Origin of the sequence: Streptomyces sp. NPDC051173 (assembly GCF_040689515.1) — a bacterium.
Lineage (GTDB): Bacteria > Actinomycetota > Actinomycetes > Streptomycetales > Streptomycetaceae > Streptomyces.
This window is the reverse complement of sequence record NZ_JBFBBD010000013.1, coordinates 57,721-78,164: the sequence shown is the minus strand read 5'-3', so window position 1 is coordinate 78,164 and position 20,444 is coordinate 57,721. Positions and strand designations below refer to the sequence as shown.

General features: G+C 69.5%; 19 protein-coding genes. 10 read left to right on the top strand and 9 right to left on the bottom strand.

Translation table 11 applies throughout. From position 1 onward, the window contains the following. Nucleotides 1-37: 37 nt before the first annotated feature. Nucleotides 38-997: a hypothetical protein gene (locus tag AB0435_RS10765; RefSeq protein WP_366426708.1), complete on the top strand. Its 960-nt coding sequence runs from the start codon at nt 38-40 to the stop codon at nt 995-997. Between the two features lie 107 nt (nt 998-1,104). On the opposite strand, the gene AB0435_RS10760 is transcribed toward AB0435_RS10765, so the two are convergent. Beyond that, a complete protein-coding gene (locus AB0435_RS10760) occupies nt 1,105-1,911 on the bottom strand; it encodes a nucleotidyltransferase (RefSeq protein WP_366426707.1) in 807 nt (268 codons plus the stop codon). Nucleotides 1,912-2,083: 172 nt separating this feature from the next. On the opposite strand from AB0435_RS10760, the gene AB0435_RS10755 reads away from it, so the two are divergent. After that, entirely contained in the window at nt 2,084-2,515 is a 432-nt protein-coding gene (locus AB0435_RS10755; protein ID WP_366426706.1) for a hypothetical protein, read from the top strand. A gap of 132 nt (nt 2,516-2,647) precedes the next feature. On the opposite strand, the gene dctA is transcribed toward AB0435_RS10755, so the two are convergent. The 3 genes from dctA to AB0435_RS10740 form a co-directional block, all read right to left on the bottom strand. Then, nucleotides 2,648-3,991, bottom strand: a complete 1,344-nt coding sequence (dctA, locus tag AB0435_RS10750) for a C4-dicarboxylate transporter DctA (RefSeq protein ID WP_366426705.1) — start codon at nt 3,989-3,991, stop codon at nt 2,648-2,650. A 141-nt stretch (nt 3,992-4,132) separates the two neighbouring features. After that, a complete protein-coding gene (locus AB0435_RS10745; RefSeq protein WP_366426704.1) occupies nt 4,133-5,191 on the bottom strand; it encodes a tartrate dehydrogenase in 1,059 nt (352 codons plus the stop codon). 72 nt (nt 5,192-5,263) lie between these two features. Beyond that, nucleotides 5,264-6,148: a LysR family transcriptional regulator gene (locus AB0435_RS10740; protein WP_366002861.1), complete on the bottom strand. Its 885-nt coding sequence runs from the start codon at nt 6,146-6,148 to the stop codon at nt 5,264-5,266. 405 nt (nt 6,149-6,553) lie between these two features. Between AB0435_RS10740 and AB0435_RS10735 the strand changes: the two genes are divergently transcribed. From AB0435_RS10735 to AB0435_RS10725, 3 genes are all read left to right on the top strand, one after another. Then, nucleotides 6,554-7,081 (top strand): cupin domain-containing protein, encoded by a 528-nt coding sequence (locus AB0435_RS10735; protein WP_366002860.1) that lies wholly within the window; start codon nt 6,554-6,556, stop codon nt 7,079-7,081. 37 nt (nt 7,082-7,118) lie between these two features. Beyond that, entirely contained in the window at nt 7,119-7,682 is a 564-nt protein-coding gene (locus tag AB0435_RS10730; protein ID WP_366002859.1) for a TetR/AcrR family transcriptional regulator, read from the top strand. Nucleotides 7,683-7,752: 70 nt separating this feature from the next. Then, entirely contained in the window at nt 7,753-8,067 is a 315-nt protein-coding gene (locus tag AB0435_RS10725; protein WP_366002858.1) for a hypothetical protein, read from the top strand. A 46-nt stretch (nt 8,068-8,113) separates the two neighbouring features. Here the strand turns inward: AB0435_RS10725 and AB0435_RS10720 are convergent, their stop codons facing one another. After that, on the bottom strand, nt 8,114-9,613 hold the full coding sequence (locus AB0435_RS10720) for an IucA/IucC family siderophore biosynthesis protein (protein WP_366002857.1): 1,500 nt from the start codon (nt 9,611-9,613) through the stop codon (nt 8,114-8,116). A 41-nt stretch (nt 9,614-9,654) separates the two neighbouring features. Between AB0435_RS10720 and AB0435_RS10715 the strand changes: the two genes are divergently transcribed. Together AB0435_RS10715 and AB0435_RS10710 are read left to right on the top strand one after the other, a co-directional pair. Then, on the top strand, nt 9,655-11,184 hold the full coding sequence (locus AB0435_RS10715) for an IucA/IucC family protein (protein ID WP_366426703.1): 1,530 nt from the start codon (nt 9,655-9,657) through the stop codon (nt 11,182-11,184). 293 nt (nt 11,185-11,477) lie between these two features. Then, nucleotides 11,478-11,912, top strand: a complete 435-nt coding sequence (locus AB0435_RS10710; RefSeq protein ID WP_366002855.1) for a VOC family protein — start codon at nt 11,478-11,480, stop codon at nt 11,910-11,912. Nucleotides 11,913-12,121: 209 nt separating this feature from the next. Here AB0435_RS10710 and AB0435_RS10705 read toward each other — a convergent pair whose 3' ends face one another. Then, nucleotides 12,122-12,769: a TetR/AcrR family transcriptional regulator gene (locus tag AB0435_RS10705; protein ID WP_366426702.1), complete on the bottom strand. Its 648-nt coding sequence runs from the start codon at nt 12,767-12,769 to the stop codon at nt 12,122-12,124. A gap of 152 nt (nt 12,770-12,921) precedes the next feature. Between AB0435_RS10705 and AB0435_RS10700 the strand changes: the two genes are divergently transcribed. Both AB0435_RS10700 and AB0435_RS10695 read left to right on the top strand, forming a co-directional pair. Further along, a complete protein-coding gene (locus tag AB0435_RS10700) occupies nt 12,922-13,638 on the top strand; it encodes an SRPBCC family protein (RefSeq protein ID WP_366426701.1) in 717 nt (238 codons plus the stop codon). A gap of 298 nt (nt 13,639-13,936) precedes the next feature. Next, a complete protein-coding gene (locus AB0435_RS10695) occupies nt 13,937-15,193 on the top strand; it encodes a glycosyltransferase (RefSeq protein WP_366426700.1) in 1,257 nt (418 codons plus the stop codon). Between the two features lie 189 nt (nt 15,194-15,382). Here AB0435_RS10695 and AB0435_RS10690 read toward each other — a convergent pair whose 3' ends face one another. The 3 genes from AB0435_RS10690 to AB0435_RS10680 form a co-directional block, all read right to left on the bottom strand. Further along, the gene (locus tag AB0435_RS10690; protein ID WP_366426699.1) at nt 15,383-16,381 is read right to left on the bottom strand and encodes a phospholipase D-like domain-containing protein; all 999 of its coding nucleotides are present in this window, start codon (nt 16,379-16,381) and stop codon (nt 15,383-15,385) included. A 408-nt stretch (nt 16,382-16,789) separates the two neighbouring features. Beyond that, complete coding sequence (locus tag AB0435_RS10685) at nt 16,790-17,899, bottom strand: methyltransferase domain-containing protein (RefSeq protein ID WP_366426698.1); 1,110 nt, start codon at nt 17,897-17,899, stop codon at nt 16,790-16,792. 71 nt (nt 17,900-17,970) lie between these two features. Next, nucleotides 17,971-18,483, bottom strand: a complete 513-nt coding sequence (locus AB0435_RS10680; protein WP_366426697.1) for a methyltransferase domain-containing protein — start codon at nt 18,481-18,483, stop codon at nt 17,971-17,973. Nucleotides 18,484-19,252: 769 nt separating this feature from the next. Here AB0435_RS10680 and AB0435_RS10675 point away from each other — a divergent pair. Continuing rightward, nucleotides 19,253-20,422 (top strand): DegT/DnrJ/EryC1/StrS family aminotransferase, encoded by a 1,170-nt coding sequence (locus AB0435_RS10675; protein WP_366426696.1) that lies wholly within the window; start codon nt 19,253-19,255, stop codon nt 20,420-20,422. Nucleotides 20,423-20,444 lie beyond the last annotated feature (22 nt).

The following is a 20,444-nucleotide window of genomic DNA, read 5'->3' as shown; positions in this document are numbered from 1 at the left end:
GGGGTTGAAACCGTGCCGGTTGGCATGGTCGGCCCGCATGATGAAGCACGAGGCCTCGTCGCTGCGGGGGCCGAAGTACCACTCGTACACGGTGGATCCCGATAGCGGCCCCGTTCCTCGCCCTGGCCATGCTCGATCACGCTCGGCGCCCCCGGCACCTCCTCCGGAAAGTGCATCTACGCCACCCAGCCCGCCGTTCAACAGCCCTGCGGGCAAGGACGGCGAACAGTGGCACTTCCGTCCCATCGACGGGAAGCCCAACGCGTTCGGCATCGTCCCGCCCAAGAACTACGGGTGGGTCGACTTCGCCGCCGTCGGCAAGAAGGTCACCGGCACGTGGACCTTCGACACCGACAACCAGCCGTGGACCACTGACGCGACCGTGACCGTCCCCGTCATCAACTCGGCGGCCGGCTCCACGATGTACATCGCCCGCACCAGCACGGACGCGCCCGGCAGTGGCACCAGCAGCGCCGACATCAAGCCCGCCGCACTCGCGAGGACCGCGACGGACACCATAGATGTGCCCGCAGGTGGCAAGCTGACCGCCGACAAGGGCGGCGTCCAGGTCAGTGACGCCAACGGCAGCACGATCGCAACGGTGCATCCCGGCACCGTCACGGACACCAACGGCACGACGCACAAGGTCGATCTCGCGGTGGACGGCAACACCGTCACCCAGACCATCGAAGGCGTCACCGGCGACACCATCACCGGCACGATCACGCCCCCGGCCTTCTCCCTGGGCAGTGGCGCCGCCGCCCCCGCCGCGAAGGCCGTCAAGATGATGACGGCGGCGAAGTGCTTCATGGCCGCTCCCGCTGCCGACAACAACGACGAACACGACAAGTGCATGGCCAAGAAGATCGGCGCCGGCATTGTCAAGGGAGGTCTCTGGGGCACCCTGCGCGGTGGCCCCGAAGGAGCGGCCATCGGCATGCTCACGGGCACATTCAAGGGCATCGCCACGGGCGTCATCGAATGCCGGGACAAGTGACCTGACCACCTGAACGACCGTGTCTCCCTGCCTACGGACCGGCAGGGGGACGCGATGTTTTCACGCGCTTTCACGCGCCCGGGTCGAACGTGGCGCAAGGGCGCTCGTCAGGGACGTGGGGCCTTCCTACCGTGTACGGCTGTGTATTCGGCCGCGAGCCAAGGACCCAGGTCGTCAATGAGCGTCCCGAGCGCTGCCGGATCGGCCGAGGTCGCGCGGCCGGTGGACGCGGCGACGCGCATCTGCTCGACGCGCTCGGGGTAGTAGCGGCCGAAGAGTTCGGCGGATTCGTCGAGGTCGCTGGTCCAGCCGCCCCATCTGGGCATGACCAGGGTGAATCCTGTGCGGACGAGGCGGCGCCCGACCGAGCGGCCGAGGATCTCACGATCAGCGTTCGTGGTGGCTTCGGCGGCTCTGGCGCGCCAGCGTGGCAGCACGAGGGCGAGGTCGCCGTTCGTCTCGCGGGCGAGGAGGGCGGTGGGACGGTAACGAGGCAGGTGTGCTGCGAGGTCGGGGCCGAGCAGCGGGGTGCAGAGGCAGGCGATGAAGAAGCCGGCGTCGTGACGTTCGAGCTCGCTGAGCAGAACGCGCGTGCTGCTCAGCAGGATCCCGACGCCCTTGATCTGGGGGAAGGCGCGGTCGAGCGCGGCCTCGATCGCTTCGGCGTCGGCGCGGTCGGCCGCGGTGGGCCCGTCGTGGAGGGCGAGCTGGAGGTCGAGGTCGGAGACTCCGGGTGTCGCGGTGCCGCGGGGGATGCTGCCGTAGAGGTAGGCGCTGTGCAGGCGCGTACTGCCGAACGTCTCGGCGATGTGAGCCCGGGCGGCGTCGACGACGGGGAGGAACGCTGCCGGCACCTTTTCCAGTGCGCCTTCGCGTGCGATCGTTCCGTCGTGGCTCAGCCCTCGTCCGTTCATGGGGCAACTGTGCCTTGCGCTGCTGCGGGCTGCCGAAGGGTTTTCCGGGCCGCTGGACCCCTGTGACGTCTGCAAACGTGGCTTCTGAAATCATTGGCTTGCACGCCTTTTCGGAGCCTTTCAGGGGGTTGGGATGCGTTGGCATGCCACTGGCCTCATATGCGCGCTGGTCGTGGCCACATCGGTCAGCAGCACCGGATGTGCCCGTTACTTCTCGTGCGGTGTCGAGGGGAAACGCCCTGCGGGGCTCACCCGCCAGGACATGGTGGGCTCCTACAAGGCCGATCCGTTCGGGACCGTCACGCTCAAGGCCGACGGAACGTTCACCGCCTCTGACTGGCCCGCGTTCAACCACCCGAGCAACCCGAAGCACACCGGCGCCGTCTCCGGCACGTGGAGGCTGAATCCCCTGGACAAGGTCATCGGGATGGACGACGACATCCAGCTGTCCCTCACCGGCGGCAAGCAGGTGTGGGACTCCACCTTCCGGGACTGGCGGACCGTGTTCAGCTTCAGTGCCACCGGCAGCCGGGAGAAGCCCCGCATCTACCGCTTCACCACCGACCCCGACATCTGCGAGCTCCACACCTTGCGCCACACGTAAGTCCGCGCCGCCCGGTACGCCGACAAGGACGAAGCCGAACGAACCGACGGCGTCGGCCGGTCCGCCGGGTGGAAGGAACTACGCCGCGCGGATGCCCCCGGCGGTCGCCCGGGTACGGGTCGCCGCGCCGGGTCAGGGCTCGGTGAACGCCGGTGCCGCGCGGTCGTCGCCCGGCTCACCGGAACGTACGGAGGCGGCCGCTTCGACGGGAGGCCGTTCGCCGCGCAGGACTTGGCGGGCTCGGTCGGCGTCGAAGGCGCCCTCCCACCGGGCGACGACAAGGGTGGCGACGCCGTTGCCCACCAGGTTGGTCAGGGCCCGGCACTCGGACAGGAACTTGTCGACCCCGAAGATCAGCATGATGCCGGCGGCAGGCACGGTCCCCACACTGGTGAGGGTGGCGGCCAGCGCGATGAAACCGGCGCCCGTGACGCCTCCGGAGCCCTTCGATGTGAGGATCATGACGGTGAGGAGGCCGCACTGCCGGCCCGGATCCAGCGGGGTGTCGGTGGCCTGGGCGATGTAAAGGGCCGCCAGGGAGAGGTAGATGGAGCTTCCGTCGAGGTTGAAGGAGTATCCGGTGGGCACGGTCAGGCCGACGATGTCGCGGCGGACGCCGAGCCCTTCGAGTTTGAGCATGAGGCCGGGCAGGGCGCTCTCGGAGGACGAGGTTCCCACCACGAGCAGGAACTCCTCGCGCAGATAGCGCAGCAGGCGGAAGACGTTGATCCGGAGCAGCGCGGTCACACCGCCGAGGACGACGATGACGAAGAACGCCGAGGTGCCGTAGCAGAGCGATACGAGCCGGCCGAGGCCGACGAGGGTGGAGACCCCGTACTCGCCGACGGTGAAGGCCATGGCGCCGAACGCTCCCACGGGGGCGGCGAGCATGACGTAGTGCAGGATCTTGAAGATCACCGCGCTGAGGCGGTTGGCGCCGTCCACGAGCGGTTCGCCGACGGGGCCCACGGCCTTGAGGGCGATGCCGAACAGCACCGAGAAGAACAGCACTTGGAGGATGTTGCCGTCGGTGAAGGCTCCGACCGGGCTGGAGGGCACCAGGTCGGTGAGGAAGTGCCAGTGGCTCTGTCCCTCCGCCGCCTTCACGTACCGTGCCGCGTCGCCTCCGAGCCGCAGGTCGCCGGGGTGGGCGTGGACCCCGGCGCCGGGCCGGAAGGCGTTGGCGGCGACCAGGCCCACGGTCAGTGCGGCCAGGGTGCCGGCCTGGAAGTAGGCCAGCGACTTGAGTCCCACCCGGCCGACCCGGCCGAGGCTGTCCGCGCTGCCGATGCCGACTACGACGGTCAGGAAGACGATCGGGGTGATGAGCATCTTCACGGCGGCGACGAAGGTGGTGCCGACCGGCTCCATGGCGGCGCCCACCGAGGGCCACAGCCGGCCGGTGAGGGCGCCGGTGACGATGGCGGCCAGGACGTGGACGTAGAGCTGTCGGTACCAGGGCCTGGAGTGCGCCACGGGCTGTGAGGGTGCGGGGGGAGAGGGGGCTGCCACGGCGTTCCTCCTCGTCGGTGGACAGGCACAGGGCGGGACGCCAGGTGATCCCGGCGGGCGGCCGCCCCCGCCCGGGACACGCGGTTCAGTCGGGCTCCCAGCGGTTCAGAGGAGCGTGAGGAGTTTCTCCGTGAACTGGCCCGTGGTCGCCGACCCGCCGAGATCCGGGGTCCGGACGTCGGACTTGGCGAGCACCGACGCGATGGCGTCGGTGACGTCCTTCGCCGCCTCGGGGTGGCCGAGGTGGTCGAGCATCATGGCGGCCGACCAGATCGCCCCGAGCGGATTGGCGATGCCACGGCCGGCGATGTCCGGGGCCGAACCGTGGACCGGCTCGAACATCGAGGGGAACTCCCGCTCGGGGTTGAGGTTGGCGGCCGGTGCGATGCCGATGGAACCGGCCACGGCGGCGGCCAGGTCGCTGAGGATGTCACCGAAGAGATTGGAGCCCACCACCACGTCGAAGCGGGACGGATCCAGCACGAACTTGGCGGCCAGCGCGTCGATGTGCTCCTGCTCCCAGGCCACGCCGGGGTGTGCCGCGGCACGTTCGGCGACCAGCTCGTCCCAGAACGGCATCGTGTGCACGATGCCGTTGGACTTGGTGGCCGAGGTGACCCGTCCGCCGCGGGCGGCGGCCAGCCCGAAGGCGTAGTCCAGGACCCGCACGACACCGGCGCGCGTGAACACCGACTCCTGCACGGCCATTTCCTCGGGGAGGCCGTGGTTGATCCGGCCTCCCGCCTCGCTGTACTCGCCTTCCACGTTCTCGCGCACCACGACGAGGTCGACCTCACCGGACACGGCTCCGCGTACGGGGCTCTCGATGCCGTCGAAGACGCGGACCGGCCGCAGGTTCACATACTGCCGGAAGCCGCGCCGGATCGGGATCAGCAGTCCCCACAGCGATACGTGGTCGGGCACACCGGGGTGGCCGACGGCGCCGAGCAGGATGGCATCCTTGTCGCGTAGTTGGTCAAGGCCGTCCCCGGGCATCATCGCCCCCTCGCGCCGGTACCGTTCACAGGACCAGTCGTCATAGGAGGTGTAGCGGAAGGCGATGCCGTGGCGGCGCCCCACGGCGTCCAGGATGTGCCGGGCCGGGGGCAGCACTTCGGCTCCGATGCCGTCACCGGGGATCAGGGCGATGCGGTGGTTCGTCATACGTCGATTTCAGCAACCGGCCCGCCGTGCCGTCCAAGTCGCGGTGCCGATCTCCTTGATAAGGACCGCTTATCAGGCGGGCCGCCGGTGCAGTGAGGTGCGCAGGAACGCGCTGGCCGCCGGGGAGAGTTCCGCCCTGCGGCTGATCAGGCCGACGCTGAGCGCGCTCCTTGGCACAAGGTCGAGCACCCGGGCGCCGGCCCGCTCGGCGAGGGCTCTCCAGGACTCCGTCACCACCGCCAGCCCCACACCGGCCAGTACCAGCGGGAGAATGGCGACCCGGTGCTCGGTCTCGGCCGCGATCGACAACGCGACGCCGCCCTCACGAAGGCCCTCCACGTACGACCGCATACCGGTGCCCTGTTGCCCGACGATGAGCCGGCATCCGGACAACTCCTCGCGGCTCAATGACCGTCGGCCGGCGAACGGCCCGTCGGGCGGGGTCAGCAGTACGAAACGCTGCTCCTCCACCAGGTGCGCGGTCACGTCCTTGCCGGGCAGCGGCCCCGGTACGGCGAGCAGTCCCAGCTCGGCCACTCCGGTCCTGACCATGCCGACGACCTCCTGCGATGTGAAGGCAGCCTTGATCGCGACGGTCACCCCGGGCCAGCGGTCACTGAAGTCCCGGACCATGGCGGTCAGGGGCTCCACCGCCTGGGACGGCATGACGGCCATGTCCAGCCGGCCTTCCTTGAGCTCGTGCACTGCCGCCACGCTGGCACGCGCCGTCCGAAGACTGCGGACCGCCGCTCTGGCCGGCTCGATGAGCGCCCGGCCCGCCTCGGTGAGGACGGCACGGCGGCCTATGCGGTGGAACAGTGCGCCACCCAGGTCGCGTTCCAGGGACCGGACGGCCTGGGAGAGGGCGGGCTGTGACACGTAGAGGGCCGAGGCGGCCCGGTGGAAGCCGCCCTCGTCGACGATGGCCAGGAAGTACTCGAGCTGCCGGATGTCCATGGCGCGATCCTCTCCCGCTGGGATCCCAGGCCGAGAGGAGGTCCCGGGGCCGGCGCTGAGGAGCTGTCCGGCCTTGTGATCCGCCCCGTGCCGGGCCGTCAGATCGTGACGGTCTTGTACTCGACATAGCCGTTCAGCCCGGAGCTACGCGCCTCGCAGGAGATCCCACGCGCACACCGGCCCCGAGGACCTCGGTCGGTGCGCGAGACGACTGTGGCACAGCGTGCGTCACCGGTCAAACAGGTGATGGATGTCAAGTCGTCGCACACCAGGGGTGCTTGACCTTCGGAGTCGTTGAGAAAAGATGTGCTTCCCCCTTGCGCTCCCTCGCGGCAGGACGGCACTCTATCGAGGTAGAAAGAACGATCGTTCTTCCTTGGAAGACCTCCAGAACGGAGCTCCACGATGATCGACCGCCGCACTCTGATCCGTAACGGAAGCGCCGCCACCGTCGGCGCCCTCGCCACGTCCGCCCTCGCCTCGACGACCGCGGCCGCGGCGGCCACTGGCCACGAGACCCACGCTCACCCTCATCAACCCGCCCACCACGCCGACGCCATAGGAGCCGCGGATCCCACGGGCCCGACCTCCGGAGTCACCCGGACCGTGCTCCAACGCCACCCCTCACCCGCCAAGGGCTGGGAAACCGTCCAGACCCTGGTGGAGATCCCCAGAGGCAAGGAGTCCGGCCGGCACAGCCACCCCGGGGTGGAGGTCGGCTACATCGTCCGCGGCGACGTGCTGATGGTGTTCGACGACGGCCACGTCCTGCGGCTGCGCACCGGAGACCCCTTCTTCATCCCGTCCGAGGCCATCCACAACGCCCGCAACGTCGGCACGGTGACCACGATGATGCTGTCCACCTACGTCGTCGACGAGACGAAACCTCTGGTCACCACGTACGAGTGCGTGCCCGCGAAGTCCCGCCCCTGACCGCACGGGGCGGCCCGTCCCTCCCTACGCTGTGCCCATGACGGGAGCCACCGAGAGAACCCACCCCAGGAAACGCCTGCTGGACACCGCGGGGCGGCTGTTCTACACGCAGGGCATCCATGCCGTGGGCGTGGAGCAGCTGGTCACGGAGGCGGGGGTCACCAGGGCGACCTTCTACCGCCACTTCTCCAGCAAGGACGGGCTGGTCGTCGCCTACCTGGAGGCCCGCGGAGCGAGGGCGAAGGACGCCGTGGCCGCCGTTCTCGACGGTCATCAGGGCCGGGACGCCCTACTCGCCATCATGGACATGATCGGCGACGACCTCTGCCGGCCGGGGTTCCGCGGCTGCGGCTTCCTCAACGCCGCCGCGGAATACCCCGACCCCGCGCATGAGGTACGCGTCCGCATCGTCGAACACCGCCGCTGGTTCCACGGCGTGCTGCGCGCCGTGGTCGGCGACGCCGGCCACCCCGATTCGGAGCGCGTGGCCCGCGCCTTGGTCGTCCTGCGGGACGGAGCCATGGTCGGCGGCTATCTCGACGACCCCCGCGCCATCAAGGCGACACTGCGCGAGGCCGCGGCGAGCCTTCTGGCGTCGTGACGGAAGCCCATGTGCCTGACCGGCCCGGGTACTGTTCACCGCGAGGCGACATCTTGATCGAGGAGGGCCGATGGCCGTCGAGGGAATGCCGGTGGCACGGCTGCGGGTCCACAACAAAGGCGAAGAACTGCTGGAGCTGTTCCTGGAGCCGTATGGAAGTGATCATTGGCTGTCGCCCGGCGAGACCTTCGTGGTCTGGACGTTCGGGTCCGCGGACGGCCCTCCGTGGTCCGGGACGACGCACGGCAACGAGCCTTTCGAGGTGGAGTATCGGCCCGGCTCGGTGACGGTGCACTTCATGGGACACCATGGCTACGTCGCGGACGTCGACGGCAACGAGATCGAGTGCGGCCACCAACGGCCGACCACCGCCGCGAGCACCTGACCGGCAAGTGCGGCCTCCGGGGCGACCCGTCGGACGCGTCTTGGATTCAGCAGAGCAGGGCCGGGTTGGGCAGCAGTGCCCATTGTTCGCTTCTCGGAGCCAGCTGCTTCAAGGTCAGTGCCTTGGCCGGCAGCCGCTCCGTCATGAGGGCCCGCAGGTCGGGGGTCGGGGGGAGGTCCCGGGTGGCGGCCTGGAGGATCGCGCCCAGGGCCGGGGCGCTTCCGGCCAGGGGGCCCAGCGCGCCTGTGACCAGGCAGCTGAAGACCTTGCGGCGGAGGGCGGTGGGGTCGTCGTTCAGCAGCCGGCCGGTCAGCGAAGGCGGCGGGAGCCCGTGGCGGGCCAGCCGGGCCGGGCTGATGCGGATGTCGGCGAGGTCGCGGTAGACCAGTCGCCGGGCCCGGCCCTCCTGGTCGAGAACGGCGAGGAGGTTCTGCCCGTGCGCCTCCAAGGCCACCCCGAGTTCCAGCAGGCCCAGGCAGACGCCGAGGGCGAGACGCGCGAACTCGATGATCTGGCTTTGCCGTTCGCCGGGGGTGAGCTGTGCGAAGTGTGCGGGAAGTTCCGCCACGGGCACCACCTGCTCGCCGGTCCCGGCGTACCGGTACGGGGACTCCCGCAGGACCGCCGCCAGATCCGGCGTGCCCGCTCCGGCCGACGACAGGGTCCGGGCGATGTGCAGTCGGCCACCCAGGCGTTCCGCGACGCGTGCGGCGACCTCGGAGGTGGTCATGGCGTTCTCCACCGAATACGCGGAGATGTCCCGTACCGCGGAGGTGAGTTGGGTGCTCAACGCCGTCTTGACGTGCACGTTCCGTCCGAGGTCGAGCGTCCGCAGGGACAGCAGCGGATGGGCCCTCGGCCCGGGAAGCAGAGTCCGGCCGCCCAGGGTGTGCTCGGCCTGCCATGGGTGCACCGGGATCAGCGTGAGCGAGCCGTCGCGTAGTTCCGTCGGCCATCGGCCGCGCACCGTGGCACCGGAAACCGGCGCGAGCCGCAGGCTCACGACCGGCCGGTGCTCCGGCGCGTACGCCAGCTGCTCGGCGGCCGAGAAGCCGGGGCGGGACCGGCAGGTGGGGTGGTAGGGATGCCCGTCGGACGACCGCTGTTCCCACTCCCACGGCGCCGCGGGTGGCCCATAGGAATCAGGGGCGGTGCGGGACAGCGCCAACGAGGCGGTGCTGTGGTCGAGTTCAGCGGAGAAACGCTCACCGCCAGGCGCAGCCAGCGCCTTCAGTAGCCGGGTCGGATGCTCGTACGGGTGGCTGTCCAGCTCAAGGAGGGGGACCGTCACCCCCGTTGCCCAGGGGTCCGAGGGCGGGCCGTGCAGATGCCGCCCGTCCGCCAGCAGCAGCGTGATGCCGTCACGCTCGATGGCGCGGCCGGCGATCCAGGGCAGCGGCTCGTGGACCAACCCCCGCCACAACCGGGCCAGCACGGCGGCTCGCGCCCCGGGCAGCGCGGCCAGATAAGCATCGGTCAACTCCGGCCGAATGCAAGCCAGTTGACATTCCAGATCCCGTTCCGCGACGGTACCGCACACGCGCATGTCCTACCGCACGCGGACACGTTCCACACATACTGAGGGCGATGCGTGACTTATCCCGAGCAGCCGACGCCCTGTCCATCGCGCCCCTGCTCAACTGCCTGCTCCGAGAGGCCGCCGAACCGGCCGGGGAGCCGTCCACCGGCCAGACGGTGCACCGCCTGCGCGCCAGCGGCCGACTGCTCCGCGTGCGCACCGGCCACCGCCCCTCCTCGCCCGAACTGTGGACCGGCGTGGCCTGGCACCGCCTGCGCCACGCGGAGCTCGTCGACCTCACCGCCCAGGAGATGCGCGCCGCCACCGGGTTCTCCAACCCCGCCCTGGTAGCCGAGATGACCGCCAGCCGCGCGGCCGTGGAGGCCATCCTCGCCGCCCGGGCCCGCGCCGTGCCACCTGACGACCTGTGGCTGCGCTCGGAGCAGGCCCTGGTGATGGGCCACCCCTTCCATCCGGCCCCCAAGGCCCGCAGCGGCGGCGGTCCGCCCGCCGCCTGGCTGCGTTACGCCCCCGAGGCGTACGCCCGCTTTCCGCTCGTGCTGCTGGGCGTGCGCGAGGACGCGGTGATCGACGCCGGCGACACCCGCGCCCTCGACACAATGGGCCAGGCCCCGCCCGGCTACCGCCTGCTGCCCGCCCATCCCTGGCAGCTCGAACTCACCCGCCGCCTGCCGGCCGTGCGCACGGCGTTCGCCGAGGGCCGCCTCGTCCGGCTGGGCACCACACCCTGGCAGGCCGAAGCCACCTCCTCGGTGCGCACGGTCCACGTCCCCCGGAGACCTGACGGCGCGGGGCGGGCCGATGACCTGTTCCTGAAGTTCAGCCTGGAGGTCCAGATCACCAATGACATCCGGCGGATGTGGCGGCACGATCTGCGCCAGGCGCGCCGCATCGATCCGTTGCTCACCGCCGCCTTCGAGGCGATGGAAGGGTCCGCGGCCTGGCTGACCGAACGCGGACACCGTACGGTGCGCGGCCTCGACGAGACCTTCCCGGTCCTGGTCCGCGACGGTCTGGAGGGGCACCTGGTGCCGAACACCACTGTGGTGCTGGCCGCCGCGCTCACCGACGGCTTCGACGGTAACCCCCTCGACCGTCTTACCGACCCGCTGCCCTGGTGGTCGGCCTATCTGGGCCAGGTCGTCCCACCCGTGCTGGAGGCGTACGCCCGGCACGGCGTGGCGGTCGAGTGCCACTTGCAGAACACCCTGATCGCCGTGGACGCGGACGGCACTCCCGTCCAGGCCGTCTTCCGCGACACCGAGGGAGCCAAGATCATCCCCGAGCTGCCTCGGGAGGCGGCCTGGCAGCGCCTCGTGTACTGCCTCGTCGTCAACAACCTCGGCGACATCGCCGGCACCCTCGCGCACCGCTTCCCCGGGGCCGCCGACGCGCTGTGGCCGGCCGCGCGGCGGGAGTTCGAGCGGTACGACAAAGAACGTGGCCTCCCTGCGACCGCCACCCTCCTGGCCGCGCCGACGGTTCCGGGCAAAGCCAACCTCCTCTCCCGCTGGATCGGCGCCAGCGGTAGCGATCCCCGCTATCTGCCTGTCCCCAATCCGCTGGCGCTCGGATAGCCGGCCTGTCGGCCTGTCGGCCGAAAACGTGGTCCAGCCGCAGCGACGCGAAAACGGGACGTTCTTTGGGATGCCGCCGGTGCGCAGGCTCCTCGCCCGATCAAGGCGCCGGTATCCCCCCTGCTGCCTTCCTCGTGTGGACCCGGCGCTGAGTGAGGCGTCCGCAGGGTGAGTCAGGCCAGTGCGTGGACGACGGGTCACTGACCGAGAGGCAGGCTCCAGAAAACGCCGTTTCCGACAACATGCCGATTCATGCCGGGAGATGAGCGAAGTCCCTCTGCTATGGTGCGCCGATGTCATCGATCAGGAAGCTCCAAGTCACCTTCGACTGTGCGGAACCTGAGCGTGTCGCTCGCTTTTGGTGCGCGGTGCTCGGGTATGTCGTACCGCCGGCACCGCAGGGGTTCGCCACTTGGGCCGATTTCGATCGCTCCCTGCCGCCCGAGCAGCAGGGAGCAGCGTTCTCCTGCAGTGATCCCTCAGGCGTGGGGCCGCGACTGTACTTCCAGCGCGTCCCCGAAGAGAAGGTCGTCAAGAATCGGGTGCACCTTGACGTGCGGGTCGGCACCGGGCTCGTGGGTGAGGAGCGCCTCGCCGCGCTCGAAGCCGAGTGCACACGACTGGTCGCGCTCGGCGCGGTACGCGTCCAACTGCTGCTTGCCGATGACGACAATGAGTCGTGCATCGTGATGCAGGACATCGAGGGCAACGAGTTCTGTCTCGACTGAGCGTCCTCCGCGACGGAGGGGCCGTCTCTACCCGGCCCGCAGGCTCCGACACCCTGGCCCGCTCCGCCAATCGAGCACGCGTTCCTCCGCGGTGCGTGCCGAAGGCGCTCACGAGATCGCCATGATCATGCTTCGGTGCGACGGGGGAGCCATCGCTTCTTGGAGAAAGTCCGCGATGCGGCCCTGATCCGTCGCCGCCGAAGTGCTGGTCACCGCGGCGGCAGGCTCTTCAGTTCTTCGGTGATCAACAGGTCGGGGTCGAACGCCATTCCGGTGAAGTGGCCGGCGAGTTCGAGCGAAAGCACACCGTGCAGGCGGCTCCAGAAGGACAGGGCGCGATGCAGCGTCGCGGCTGTCGCCGGATGGCCGTCGGCCCACTCGCGGTGGTCCTCGAGGTGGACGTCGAAGGGCGTCGCCGGGCTGTCCACTGACAGCGCGTCGCAGGCTTCGAGCAGCACCGTCATGACCTCGGACGAGATCGCGGTGATGTCGTCGGGCGCGTGGTAGCCGGGGACGGGCGTGCCGTAGACGAGGAAGTACCGCTGCGGGTCGCTGCGGGCCCATTCCCGGATGACGCCGGCCAGCCCGTGCAGGTCGGCACCGGAGTCGAATGCCGTCCGGACGGTGTCGGCGAGGCTTCGGTAGGCGTCGCGGACGAGCGCTGTGATCAACTCGTCGCGGCCGGCGAAATACCGGTACAGCGCGGGACCGCTCAGGCCCATCTGCTTGGCGATCGCGTTGAGCGACAGCGCGGGCACCCCCGCCGTGGCGATCTGCTCCCACGCGTGCTGTTTGATCTCTTCGCGTACCTGAGCCCGGTAGCGCTCCCGTGGGCTCTGCCCACCCGGGTCCGTCATCAGCTGCCTCCCCTTCCCGGCCGGTGTGACATCACCGAAGCTTAGCTAGAGGGTCTCACTTTGCCTGTTGACGCTCCCACAGGAGAGTTATAGCTTCTAACTTACGAGAAATCTGATAACGCTTTCGTGGTGGCCGAAGAACGAGGAGAGTCATGACCGACACTCGCCCGTCCGTCTCGCCGAACGCGCAGACTCGCACCGGCTCCCCGTGGCCCTCCCGACCCCGGACCAGGCCGCGTGCCGCCCTGCTCGCACTCTCACTGACCGCTTCCGGGCTCCTCGGCGCCACCGTCGCCGCACCGGCTCATGCCACCACCGTCAGCCGGAACGAGGCGGCCGGCCACACCACGCCTGCTGGCGCGGTGACTTGTCAGGGCAAGGGCATCGATCCCACCGCCAAGATCCACTACCGGACCGAAACCTTCGTCAAGGCGCCGCTGAGCACCATCTGGAAGCTGCACACCGACGTCGAAGGCTGGCCCTCCTGGCAGGCGTCCGTCACCTCCATGAAACGGCTGGACCCGGGACCGCTGCGAAAGGGCTCACGGTTCCGGTGGACGACCCCGGCGCCTGCCACGCCCACGACTCCCGCCACCACCCTCTTCATCACCTCCTCCGTCCAGCAGCTCCAACACAACAGGTGCGTCCGCTGGAGCGGACCCGCTGTCGGCGACGGGCTGCGCATCGACCAGGGCATCCACGTCTGGAACTTCATCAAGGTCAAGGGCGGCGTCATCGTCCGTACCGAGGAGAGCTGGACCGGCCGGCAGATCGAGGCTGACCCGGCCACGTCCCTCACCTACCTCGCACCAGGTCTCGATGTCTGGCTCGTCGACCTCAAGACCGCCGCCGAAGCCCGGCACCGCTGAGGCAGTGGCTGGCCCGGTCATCGGCTCAGACGTCCATCGCCGGGCCACCCGGCCGACGTACAGCCTTTGCCGGGCGCTCTTTCAGGCGGCGCGGCTCAGGGGAGGGTCCGCGAGAAGGCCGTCCGTCCACAGCGTGCGGCAAGAGGAAAAGGCGCGGGCGGCGAAAAGAAAAAGCAAGGAGGTCTTCCTCCCTGCCCTTCTCAACCTATAGCGCACCAGGGGGCTTGCCACAAGGCCCGGGTCGTGCCTGAGGATGGTCGGCCTGAGCCGGAACCTGCGGAAATGGGGGAATTGAGAAATGCGTATGGTGTTGGCGACGTGGGGGTCGCGCGGAGACGTCGAACCGCTGGCCGCACTCGCGGTGCGGTTGCGGGAACTCGGCGCGGAGGCGCGGGTGTGCGCCCCGCCGGACGAGGAGTTCGCGGCGCTGCTGGCCGGTGTCGGAGTCGAGCTGGTGCCGCTCGGCCCGTCGGTGCGCTCGGTGGTGACCGGCGAGAGGCCTCCGACGGCGAAGGACGCCTTCCGGCTCGCACCGGAGTTGGTCGCCGCGCGGTTCGACACGCTCACCGCGGTCGCCGAGGGATGCGACGCGCTGCTGGCGACCGGCCTGATGCCGGCCGGCGCACGGGACGTGGCCGAGAAACGGGGCATCCCGTACGTGTACGCGTGCTTCCATCCGTTCGGGCAGCCCTCGCGGCGCTTCCGCCCGGGTCCGCGACCGGGCACGCCGTCCCCGCAGGAGGAGACCGACCTCAAGGTGCTGTGGGAGCAGGACGCCCAGCGCGTGAACGCGTTGTACGGCGAGGCGCTCAACCGTCACCGGGCGGCGATCGGCCTGCCGCCGGTGGACAACGTCCGCGACCACGCCCTGAGTGACCGGCCATGGCTGGCAGCAGACGCGACGCTGTGCCCGTCGCGGGGTCTGACAGAGCTCGACCTCCTGCAGACCGGGGCGTGGATCCTGCCGGACGAACGCCCGCTCCCGGCCGAGTTGGAGGCGTTCCTGAACGCCGGCGAACCCCCGGTGTACGTGGGCTTCGGCAGTATGGCCGCCCATGCCCCGAAGGACATCGCCCGGGTGGCCATCGAGGCGATCCGAGCGCAGGGCCGCCGTGTCCTTCTCGCCCGCGGCTGGGCCGACCTGGCCCTGATCGACGACCGGGACGACTGCCTCGTCGTCGGCGAGGTCAACCAGCAGACACTGTTCGCCCGCGTGGCCGCCGTCGTGCACCACGGCGGCGCGGGCACCACGACGACGGCCGCCCGGGCCGGCGCGCCTCAGGTGGTGGTGCCTCAGATCGTGGACCAGCCGTACTGGGCGTCCCGGGTGGCCGAGCTGGGCATCGGCGCGGCACACGACGGTCCGACTCCGGCGTTCGACTCCCTCTCGGCCGCGCTCACCACCGCCCTGACCCCCGAGACCCGCGCACGAGCGAAGGCCCTGGCCGGCACGATCCGTACCGACGGTGCGACGGTGGCCGCGAAACTGCTGCTCGACGCGGCCGGCCGGGCAGGCCGCGCGGGGCGGAATGAACCATCCGTAGATCAGGGGTGAGGGAGCGCCCCATCAGGTGCCGTGCACCGGGTCGAGCGGGGAGGCCCGGCCTCCGCGTGCCACGAAGAGGTCGGCTCGTGGCCACCTTGGCCCAGGAGGGTCAGATCCGGGTGAACAGCGGCCGCGGGCCCCTCGGTCGAGCTTGTTCTTCAAGCTCTCGATGTGGGGTCCTGGGCGCCGGGAGACACCTCAGTACGGCGTCCCCGCCGCGAAGTCCGTCTTGAACGTCGACTCGATGCCGTTGAGCACATCGGGGCTGTTGACGATCAGGCCGAGCTCGCGGTTGTTGTTGAGCGAGTTGTCGGAGAAGTTCTCCGACCCCGCGAAGACCTTGGCCGTCGGGGTGCCGTAGTCGGCGACGATCGCCTTGGCGTGGATGTAGAGGCCTTCGGTGGAGGAGAAGGTGACGACCTTGCCGCCGGCCTCCTTGACCTGGTCGAAGTAGCTGCCGTAGCTGTCGGGGTTCATACCGACCAGCCGGACCTGGACGCCGCGCTCCTCCGCCGCGACCACCGCGTCCACCAGGGTGCTGTCGCCGAATTCGAGCTGCTGCAGGTCCAGGGAGTGCTGGGCACCGTTGATCAGTGCCAGCAGGTGCTCCTCCGAGTCGGTGGGGGACCAGACCAGGTCGTCGCCGTCGGCGGGGGTGACCTCGGTCTTCGCGTAGTCCGCGGCGAAGACCTTCTCGATGGCGGCGACGTCGGCCGCGTCGGTGTCGAAGACGCCGTAGTCGCGGCTGCTCGCGTAGTACGTCGAGTCCAGGTTCCCCGTCAGGACCAGCGACTTGGCGGCGTCCACGGTGATGGTCTTCTGGTGGGTGAAGACGTAGTCGGACGAGGAGTAGACCACGCTCACACCAGCGGACTTGAGGGCGCGATAAGCCGCGCCGTTCACCGCGGTGCGCTTGGCGTCGAGGATGACGCGGACCTTCACGCCAGCTTTCTTGCGGCTCACCAGCGTGTTGACGACCTTGGTGTCGCGCAGCTCGTACATCGTCACGTCCACCGACTTGGCGGCCGATCCGATGAAGTCGTAGACGGCGGTGCGGCCCTGGTCGGGGAAGACCAGCAGGGAGTACGTGGCGGGTGCGGCCTGGGCGGCTCCGGGGGCCGCCAGGACGGATATCGAGGACAGCAGCAGGGCGCCCGCAGAGAGGGCGGCCTGACGGGCGGCGTGGGGTATGGGCATGCCGGACTCCGGTCGTGTGCGTGGGCAGTGGGGGGCTTGCGGGGCGCCCGGGGGCGCGCAGGCCCATGATGCGACCGGCTGGGTTTACGCGGGTAGATGCTGGAGGTTAACTTTTGGCATTGACACGACAATCATTGCCCCTTGAGCCTCCCAACTCCCCGGCGACGCACTGGGCTTCCTGGCCACGCTCCTGTTCGCCAGGTGCCGGCAGCCGCACCGTGGTCACCCTGGGGGCGGCGCACTCACCGGTCTCCGGCCTGCGGGCGGTGCGCACACCCACCGCCCGGGGCCGCCCGGGCGCCCCCGCATCGGCGGTAGGTGGTCCGAAGAGCGGTGGCCGGCCGGAGGCGGACGCCCACCGGCCACCGGTGGGAGGGGTGGGCACCGTCTCGGCGAGCACCGGATCAGTCAATCCCTTCCGCCTGCGGCACCGGGCTTGCGAGCGGTCACCACGGCGTAGCCGAGCTCCGAGATATCCGAGAAGCGGGCGAGGTCCTCCACCATGAAATGCAACTCGCTCTCGTTCACGAGTTCCTCCAGTGTCTCCCGGAACCGGGCGAAATTACGGCCGGTCACACGGAACGACGGTCGGAGGAACTCGCTGATGTCGAGGAACTCGACCACCTCGAGGCCGGCCGCGCGCACGCACGCCTCGTACTCGCCGCGGAGGAGCATGGGCCCCTGGTGGAAGTTCTTGATCGTGGCGTCGATGAGGGCCCGGTGGTCATCGCCCTCCAGAGGGCGCAGGAGCACGAGGTCGGTCACCGTCAGCAGCCCGCCCGGACGCAGCACCCGCGCCAGTTGCGCGAAGACGTCGGTACGGTTCTGGGCGTGGCAGACGGCCTCGATGGCGTATGCCGCGTCGAAGGACGCTTCAGGGAAGGGCAGCGCGAGCATGTCGTGGACCTGGAAATCCGTGGAACCGGCGAGTCCCGTCGCGGCGGCCAGATCCGTCGCCTGCCGGACCTGGTGAGGACTGAGCGTGATACCGGTGACGCTCACACCGTGCCGCCGTGCCATGTGCGTCGTCGCCTTGCCGTTGCCACAGCCCACGTCCAGGACCCGGTCCCCGGGAGTGAGCCGGAGCCGGTCGGACACGAAGTCGGTCAGCCGGATGCCGGCTTCCTCGTCGGTGCTGGGATCGTCGGGCCCCTCCCAGTAACCGCCGTGCAGGAAGCCGCCCATGGCGTCGGCCGTCACGTCGTTGATCCGGTCGTAGAGGTCGCCGACGGCGCTCTCGCCGTCGGACTCCTGCGTTTCAGGAGTCCGGGGGCGCACCGCCACGACGAGCAGGTGGCCGAACTCCGTGACGTCGATCAGGTCGCCGGGGTTGAACTGGTCGACCAGCTCGTCGCCGTGGTCGGCAGCCAGGTCAGGGGCGGACTCGGTGATGCGGGCGGACAGCTCGATGAAGGTGCGGCGCAGGGTGGGCTCGCTGATGTCCGTCAGCTCCTCGAACCACAGACCGGACCGGCGCAGCAGCGGCGGGTAGTCCTCCGCCTGGACCATCGTCATCATGAACTCGCGAAGGTACCGTTCGACGGCCGGCCGCCCCGAGTCGGGAATCGGCGCGCGCTCGAAGAAGTCGGTCAGGACCAGCCGTCCGCCGGGCCGCAGCACCCGGCGACATGGCTCAGCACCTGTGCCCGGTCCGGCATGTGGATGATGGACTCCAGCGCGATGACGGCGTCGAAGGAGCCGTCGGCGTAGGGAGGATTCATCGCGTCGGCGCGCTCGAAGCGGACCCGGTCCCGCAGGTTCAGCGAGGCGGCCAGCTCGTTGGCCAGCTGTACTTGCTTGTGGCTCACCGAGATGCCGGTCACGTCGGCACCGGTGCGTTGGGCTATGCGGCAGCCGGGAGCGCCGGTGCCGCAGCCGAGGTCGAGGACGCGGGAGCCGGGGCCGATCCTCAGCCGGACCGTCATCAGATCGGTCAGCCGGTCGGCCGCCTCGTTCAGGGGCGCGGTGCTGTCCGGGCTGTCCCAGTAGCCGAAGTGCAGGTTCTCTCCCAACGTGGCGCTGCCGAGGTCGGTGTAGCGGTCGTAGAGCCGGCCCACCTCGTCGGATACGGGGAGGGAGGGATGAGCGGGCTGTTGTGTCATCGAGCGCCTTTCTCGTAGGCATCCGCCGGCGCCGGTTGCAGGGCGTGGCGGGCAGGAGACGGTGCGGATCGGACGAGCCCGGATCTCAGGCGGGCCCCGGGCCCTGGTGGACGGCGTCCCGTCCCTTGAGCACCGGAAGCAGACGGGCCGGCACGAATCAGACCCACAACTGGTTGTTGATACCAACTGCGGTACGCGCGGGGCCTGGTGGGGGAGGGCAGAGACGGAATGTGCCGTACGGCACGCTTGGGGGTTCCAGATCTAGCAAGGCTGTCCGAAGCGCGTCAACACTGCGCCAGCGGGTACGTGCTGTGGCCACGTACAGCACCGACGAGTTTCTGCCTCCGTTATATGCGGGCACATCGCCCGAGAATCCGAAGGCCCAGGACTCCGAAGTCGTCCTGGGCCTTCGGGCCTGCCTTCCTGGGAATGGCTAGAAGCGTAGGCATGTGGCTGCCGCAAATCCCTTACGCTGATGGAGTCTTGGGGAAAGGGATGTTCGGGTTGCGTCGTATGGCACCTGCGTACCGGTTTTCCCTCGCCGCACGGTGGCTTTCCGGACGTCCCGGAGTTCCTGCGGTGGCCGGTGAACCGTGCCGGCCGCGGTTCTCGCCGAGTGCCCGACGGTTCGCGGCGCGATCCCGGAAGGCCCGAAGGCCGTGCCCCTGGTCGAGGAGCGCTTGGTCAAGACGGGCGTCGACGGACGCTGTGAGACCGTCGCCGGAGACTTCTTCGAGGAGATTCCGGCCGGGGCAGGCGCGCTTGACCCATGGCAGAAAACACGGCGAAGGACGGAAATATGATTCATTTTTCCCGGCCCGTGCTGGGTGACCCGGAACTGAACGCTGTCGCGGAGGTCTTCAACAGCGGGACGGTCGGCTACCGAGAACAGTCCCGTCGCTTCGAGGAACAGTTCGCCCGCCATCTAGGGGTCTCGCGTGAGCACGTCATCTTTCTGAATTCGGCCACCTCCGGTACGTTTCTCGCCCTCGAGTTGCTGGGGCTGACCGAGGGCGACGAAATCGTGATGCCGTCCTTGAGCTTTGTCTCCGGGCCCAACGCCACCCTGTCGCGCGGCGCCCGACCGGTCTTCTGCGAGGTCGATCCGCACTCCCTCAACCCCACTGTGCGCGACGTCGAGCGGGTCGTCACCTCCCGGACCAAAGCGGTTCTGGTCCTTCATTACGGTGGGTACCCGGGCGACATCGAGGATCTCGGGGATTTCTGCGAGACACGGGGCATCGCACTCGTCGAGGACGCGGCGTGCTCAGTGGCGTCCACGGTGGGAGGGCGGGCCGTCGGCACCTTCGGCGACATGGGCGTCTGGAGCTTCGACGCCATGAAAATCATGGTGACCGGTGACGGCGGCATGCTTTACGTGCACGACCTTGATCTCGCCCGCCGGGCACGCCGTCTCGTGTACCACGGTCTGGCGCAACCCGGCGACGGCTTCAGCGCGCCGGCATGGCAGAACTGGACATTCGAACAGTGGGAGATCGGTTACCGACTCGTCGGCAATGACCTGACTGCCGCGATCGGATCGGTCCAGTTGGACCGTCTGCCCGGCTTCATCTCCCGTAGGGCGGAGCTCGTACGCCTCTATGACGGCGAACTGTCCGGGGCCGACGGCGTGCGGCTGCCGCCTCCGCTTCCGGACGGGCACCGCTCCTCGTACTACCTCTATTGGATCCAAGTGGACCGCGCCATCAGGGATGAGGTGGCCCGCGCCCTGTACAGCGCCGGCATCCAGACAGGCTTCCGCTACGGCCCCCTGCACACGGTCCCGGCCTACGGGCCTGTGCCCCGCCTGCCCGTCTCCGAGCGGGCCGCGAAGGAAACGCTGTGCTTGCCACTGCACCCCGGGCTCACGGATGACGACGTGCACACTGTCGCGGGCCGGCTGCGGGAGGCAGTCCTGTCGCTCCTGCCGTCCCTATGAGTGGGGAACCGGCGCCAGGCCC

Bases quoted from the DNA above. Each gene is read 5' to 3' on its own strand.
- AB0435_RS10710 (WP_366002855.1), top strand. From the start codon at position 11,478: ATGTCATCGATCAGGAAGCTCCAAGTCACCTTCGACTGTGCGGAACCT.
- AB0435_RS10720 (WP_366002857.1), bottom strand. From the start codon at position 9,613: ATGCGCGTGTGCGGTACCGTCGCGGAACGGGATCTGGAATGTCAACTG.
- AB0435_RS10695 (WP_366426700.1), top strand. From the start codon at position 13,937: ATGCGTATGGTGTTGGCGACGTGGGGGTCGCGCGGAGACGTCGAACCG.
- AB0435_RS10705 (WP_366426702.1), bottom strand. From the start codon at position 12,769: ATGACGGACCCGGGTGGGCAGAGCCCACGGGAGCGCTACCGGGCTCAG.
- AB0435_RS10675 (WP_366426696.1), top strand. From the start codon at position 19,253: ATGGCAGAAAACACGGCGAAGGACGGAAATATGATTCATTTTTCCCGG.
- AB0435_RS10690 (WP_366426699.1), bottom strand. From the start codon at position 16,381: ATGCCCATACCCCACGCCGCCCGTCAGGCCGCCCTCTCTGCGGGCGCC.
- AB0435_RS10680 (WP_366426697.1), bottom strand. From the start codon at position 18,483: ATGACACAACAGCCCGCTCATCCCTCCCTCCCCGTATCCGACGAGGTG.
- AB0435_RS10715 (WP_366426703.1), top strand. From the start codon at position 9,655: ATGCGTGACTTATCCCGAGCAGCCGACGCCCTGTCCATCGCGCCCCTG.
- AB0435_RS10740 (WP_366002861.1), bottom strand. From the start codon at position 6,148: ATGGACATCCGGCAGCTCGAGTACTTCCTGGCCATCGTCGACGAGGGC.
- AB0435_RS10700 (WP_366426701.1), top strand. From the start codon at position 12,922: ATGACCGACACTCGCCCGTCCGTCTCGCCGAACGCGCAGACTCGCACC.
- AB0435_RS10760 (WP_366426707.1), bottom strand. From the start codon at position 1,911: ATGAACGGACGAGGGCTGAGCCACGACGGAACGATCGCACGCGAAGGC.
- AB0435_RS10730 (WP_366002859.1), top strand. From the start codon at position 7,119: ATGACGGGAGCCACCGAGAGAACCCACCCCAGGAAACGCCTGCTGGAC.
- AB0435_RS10735 (WP_366002860.1), top strand. From the start codon at position 6,554: ATGATCGACCGCCGCACTCTGATCCGTAACGGAAGCGCCGCCACCGTC.
- AB0435_RS10765 (WP_366426708.1), top strand. From the start codon at position 38: ATGATGAAGCACGAGGCCTCGTCGCTGCGGGGGCCGAAGTACCACTCG.
- AB0435_RS10725 (WP_366002858.1), top strand. From the start codon at position 7,753: ATGGCCGTCGAGGGAATGCCGGTGGCACGGCTGCGGGTCCACAACAAA.
- AB0435_RS10685 (WP_366426698.1), bottom strand. From the start codon at position 17,899: ATGATGACGATGGTCCAGGCGGAGGACTACCCGCCGCTGCTGCGCCGG.
- AB0435_RS10745 (WP_366426704.1), bottom strand. From the start codon at position 5,191: ATGACGAACCACCGCATCGCCCTGATCCCCGGTGACGGCATCGGAGCC.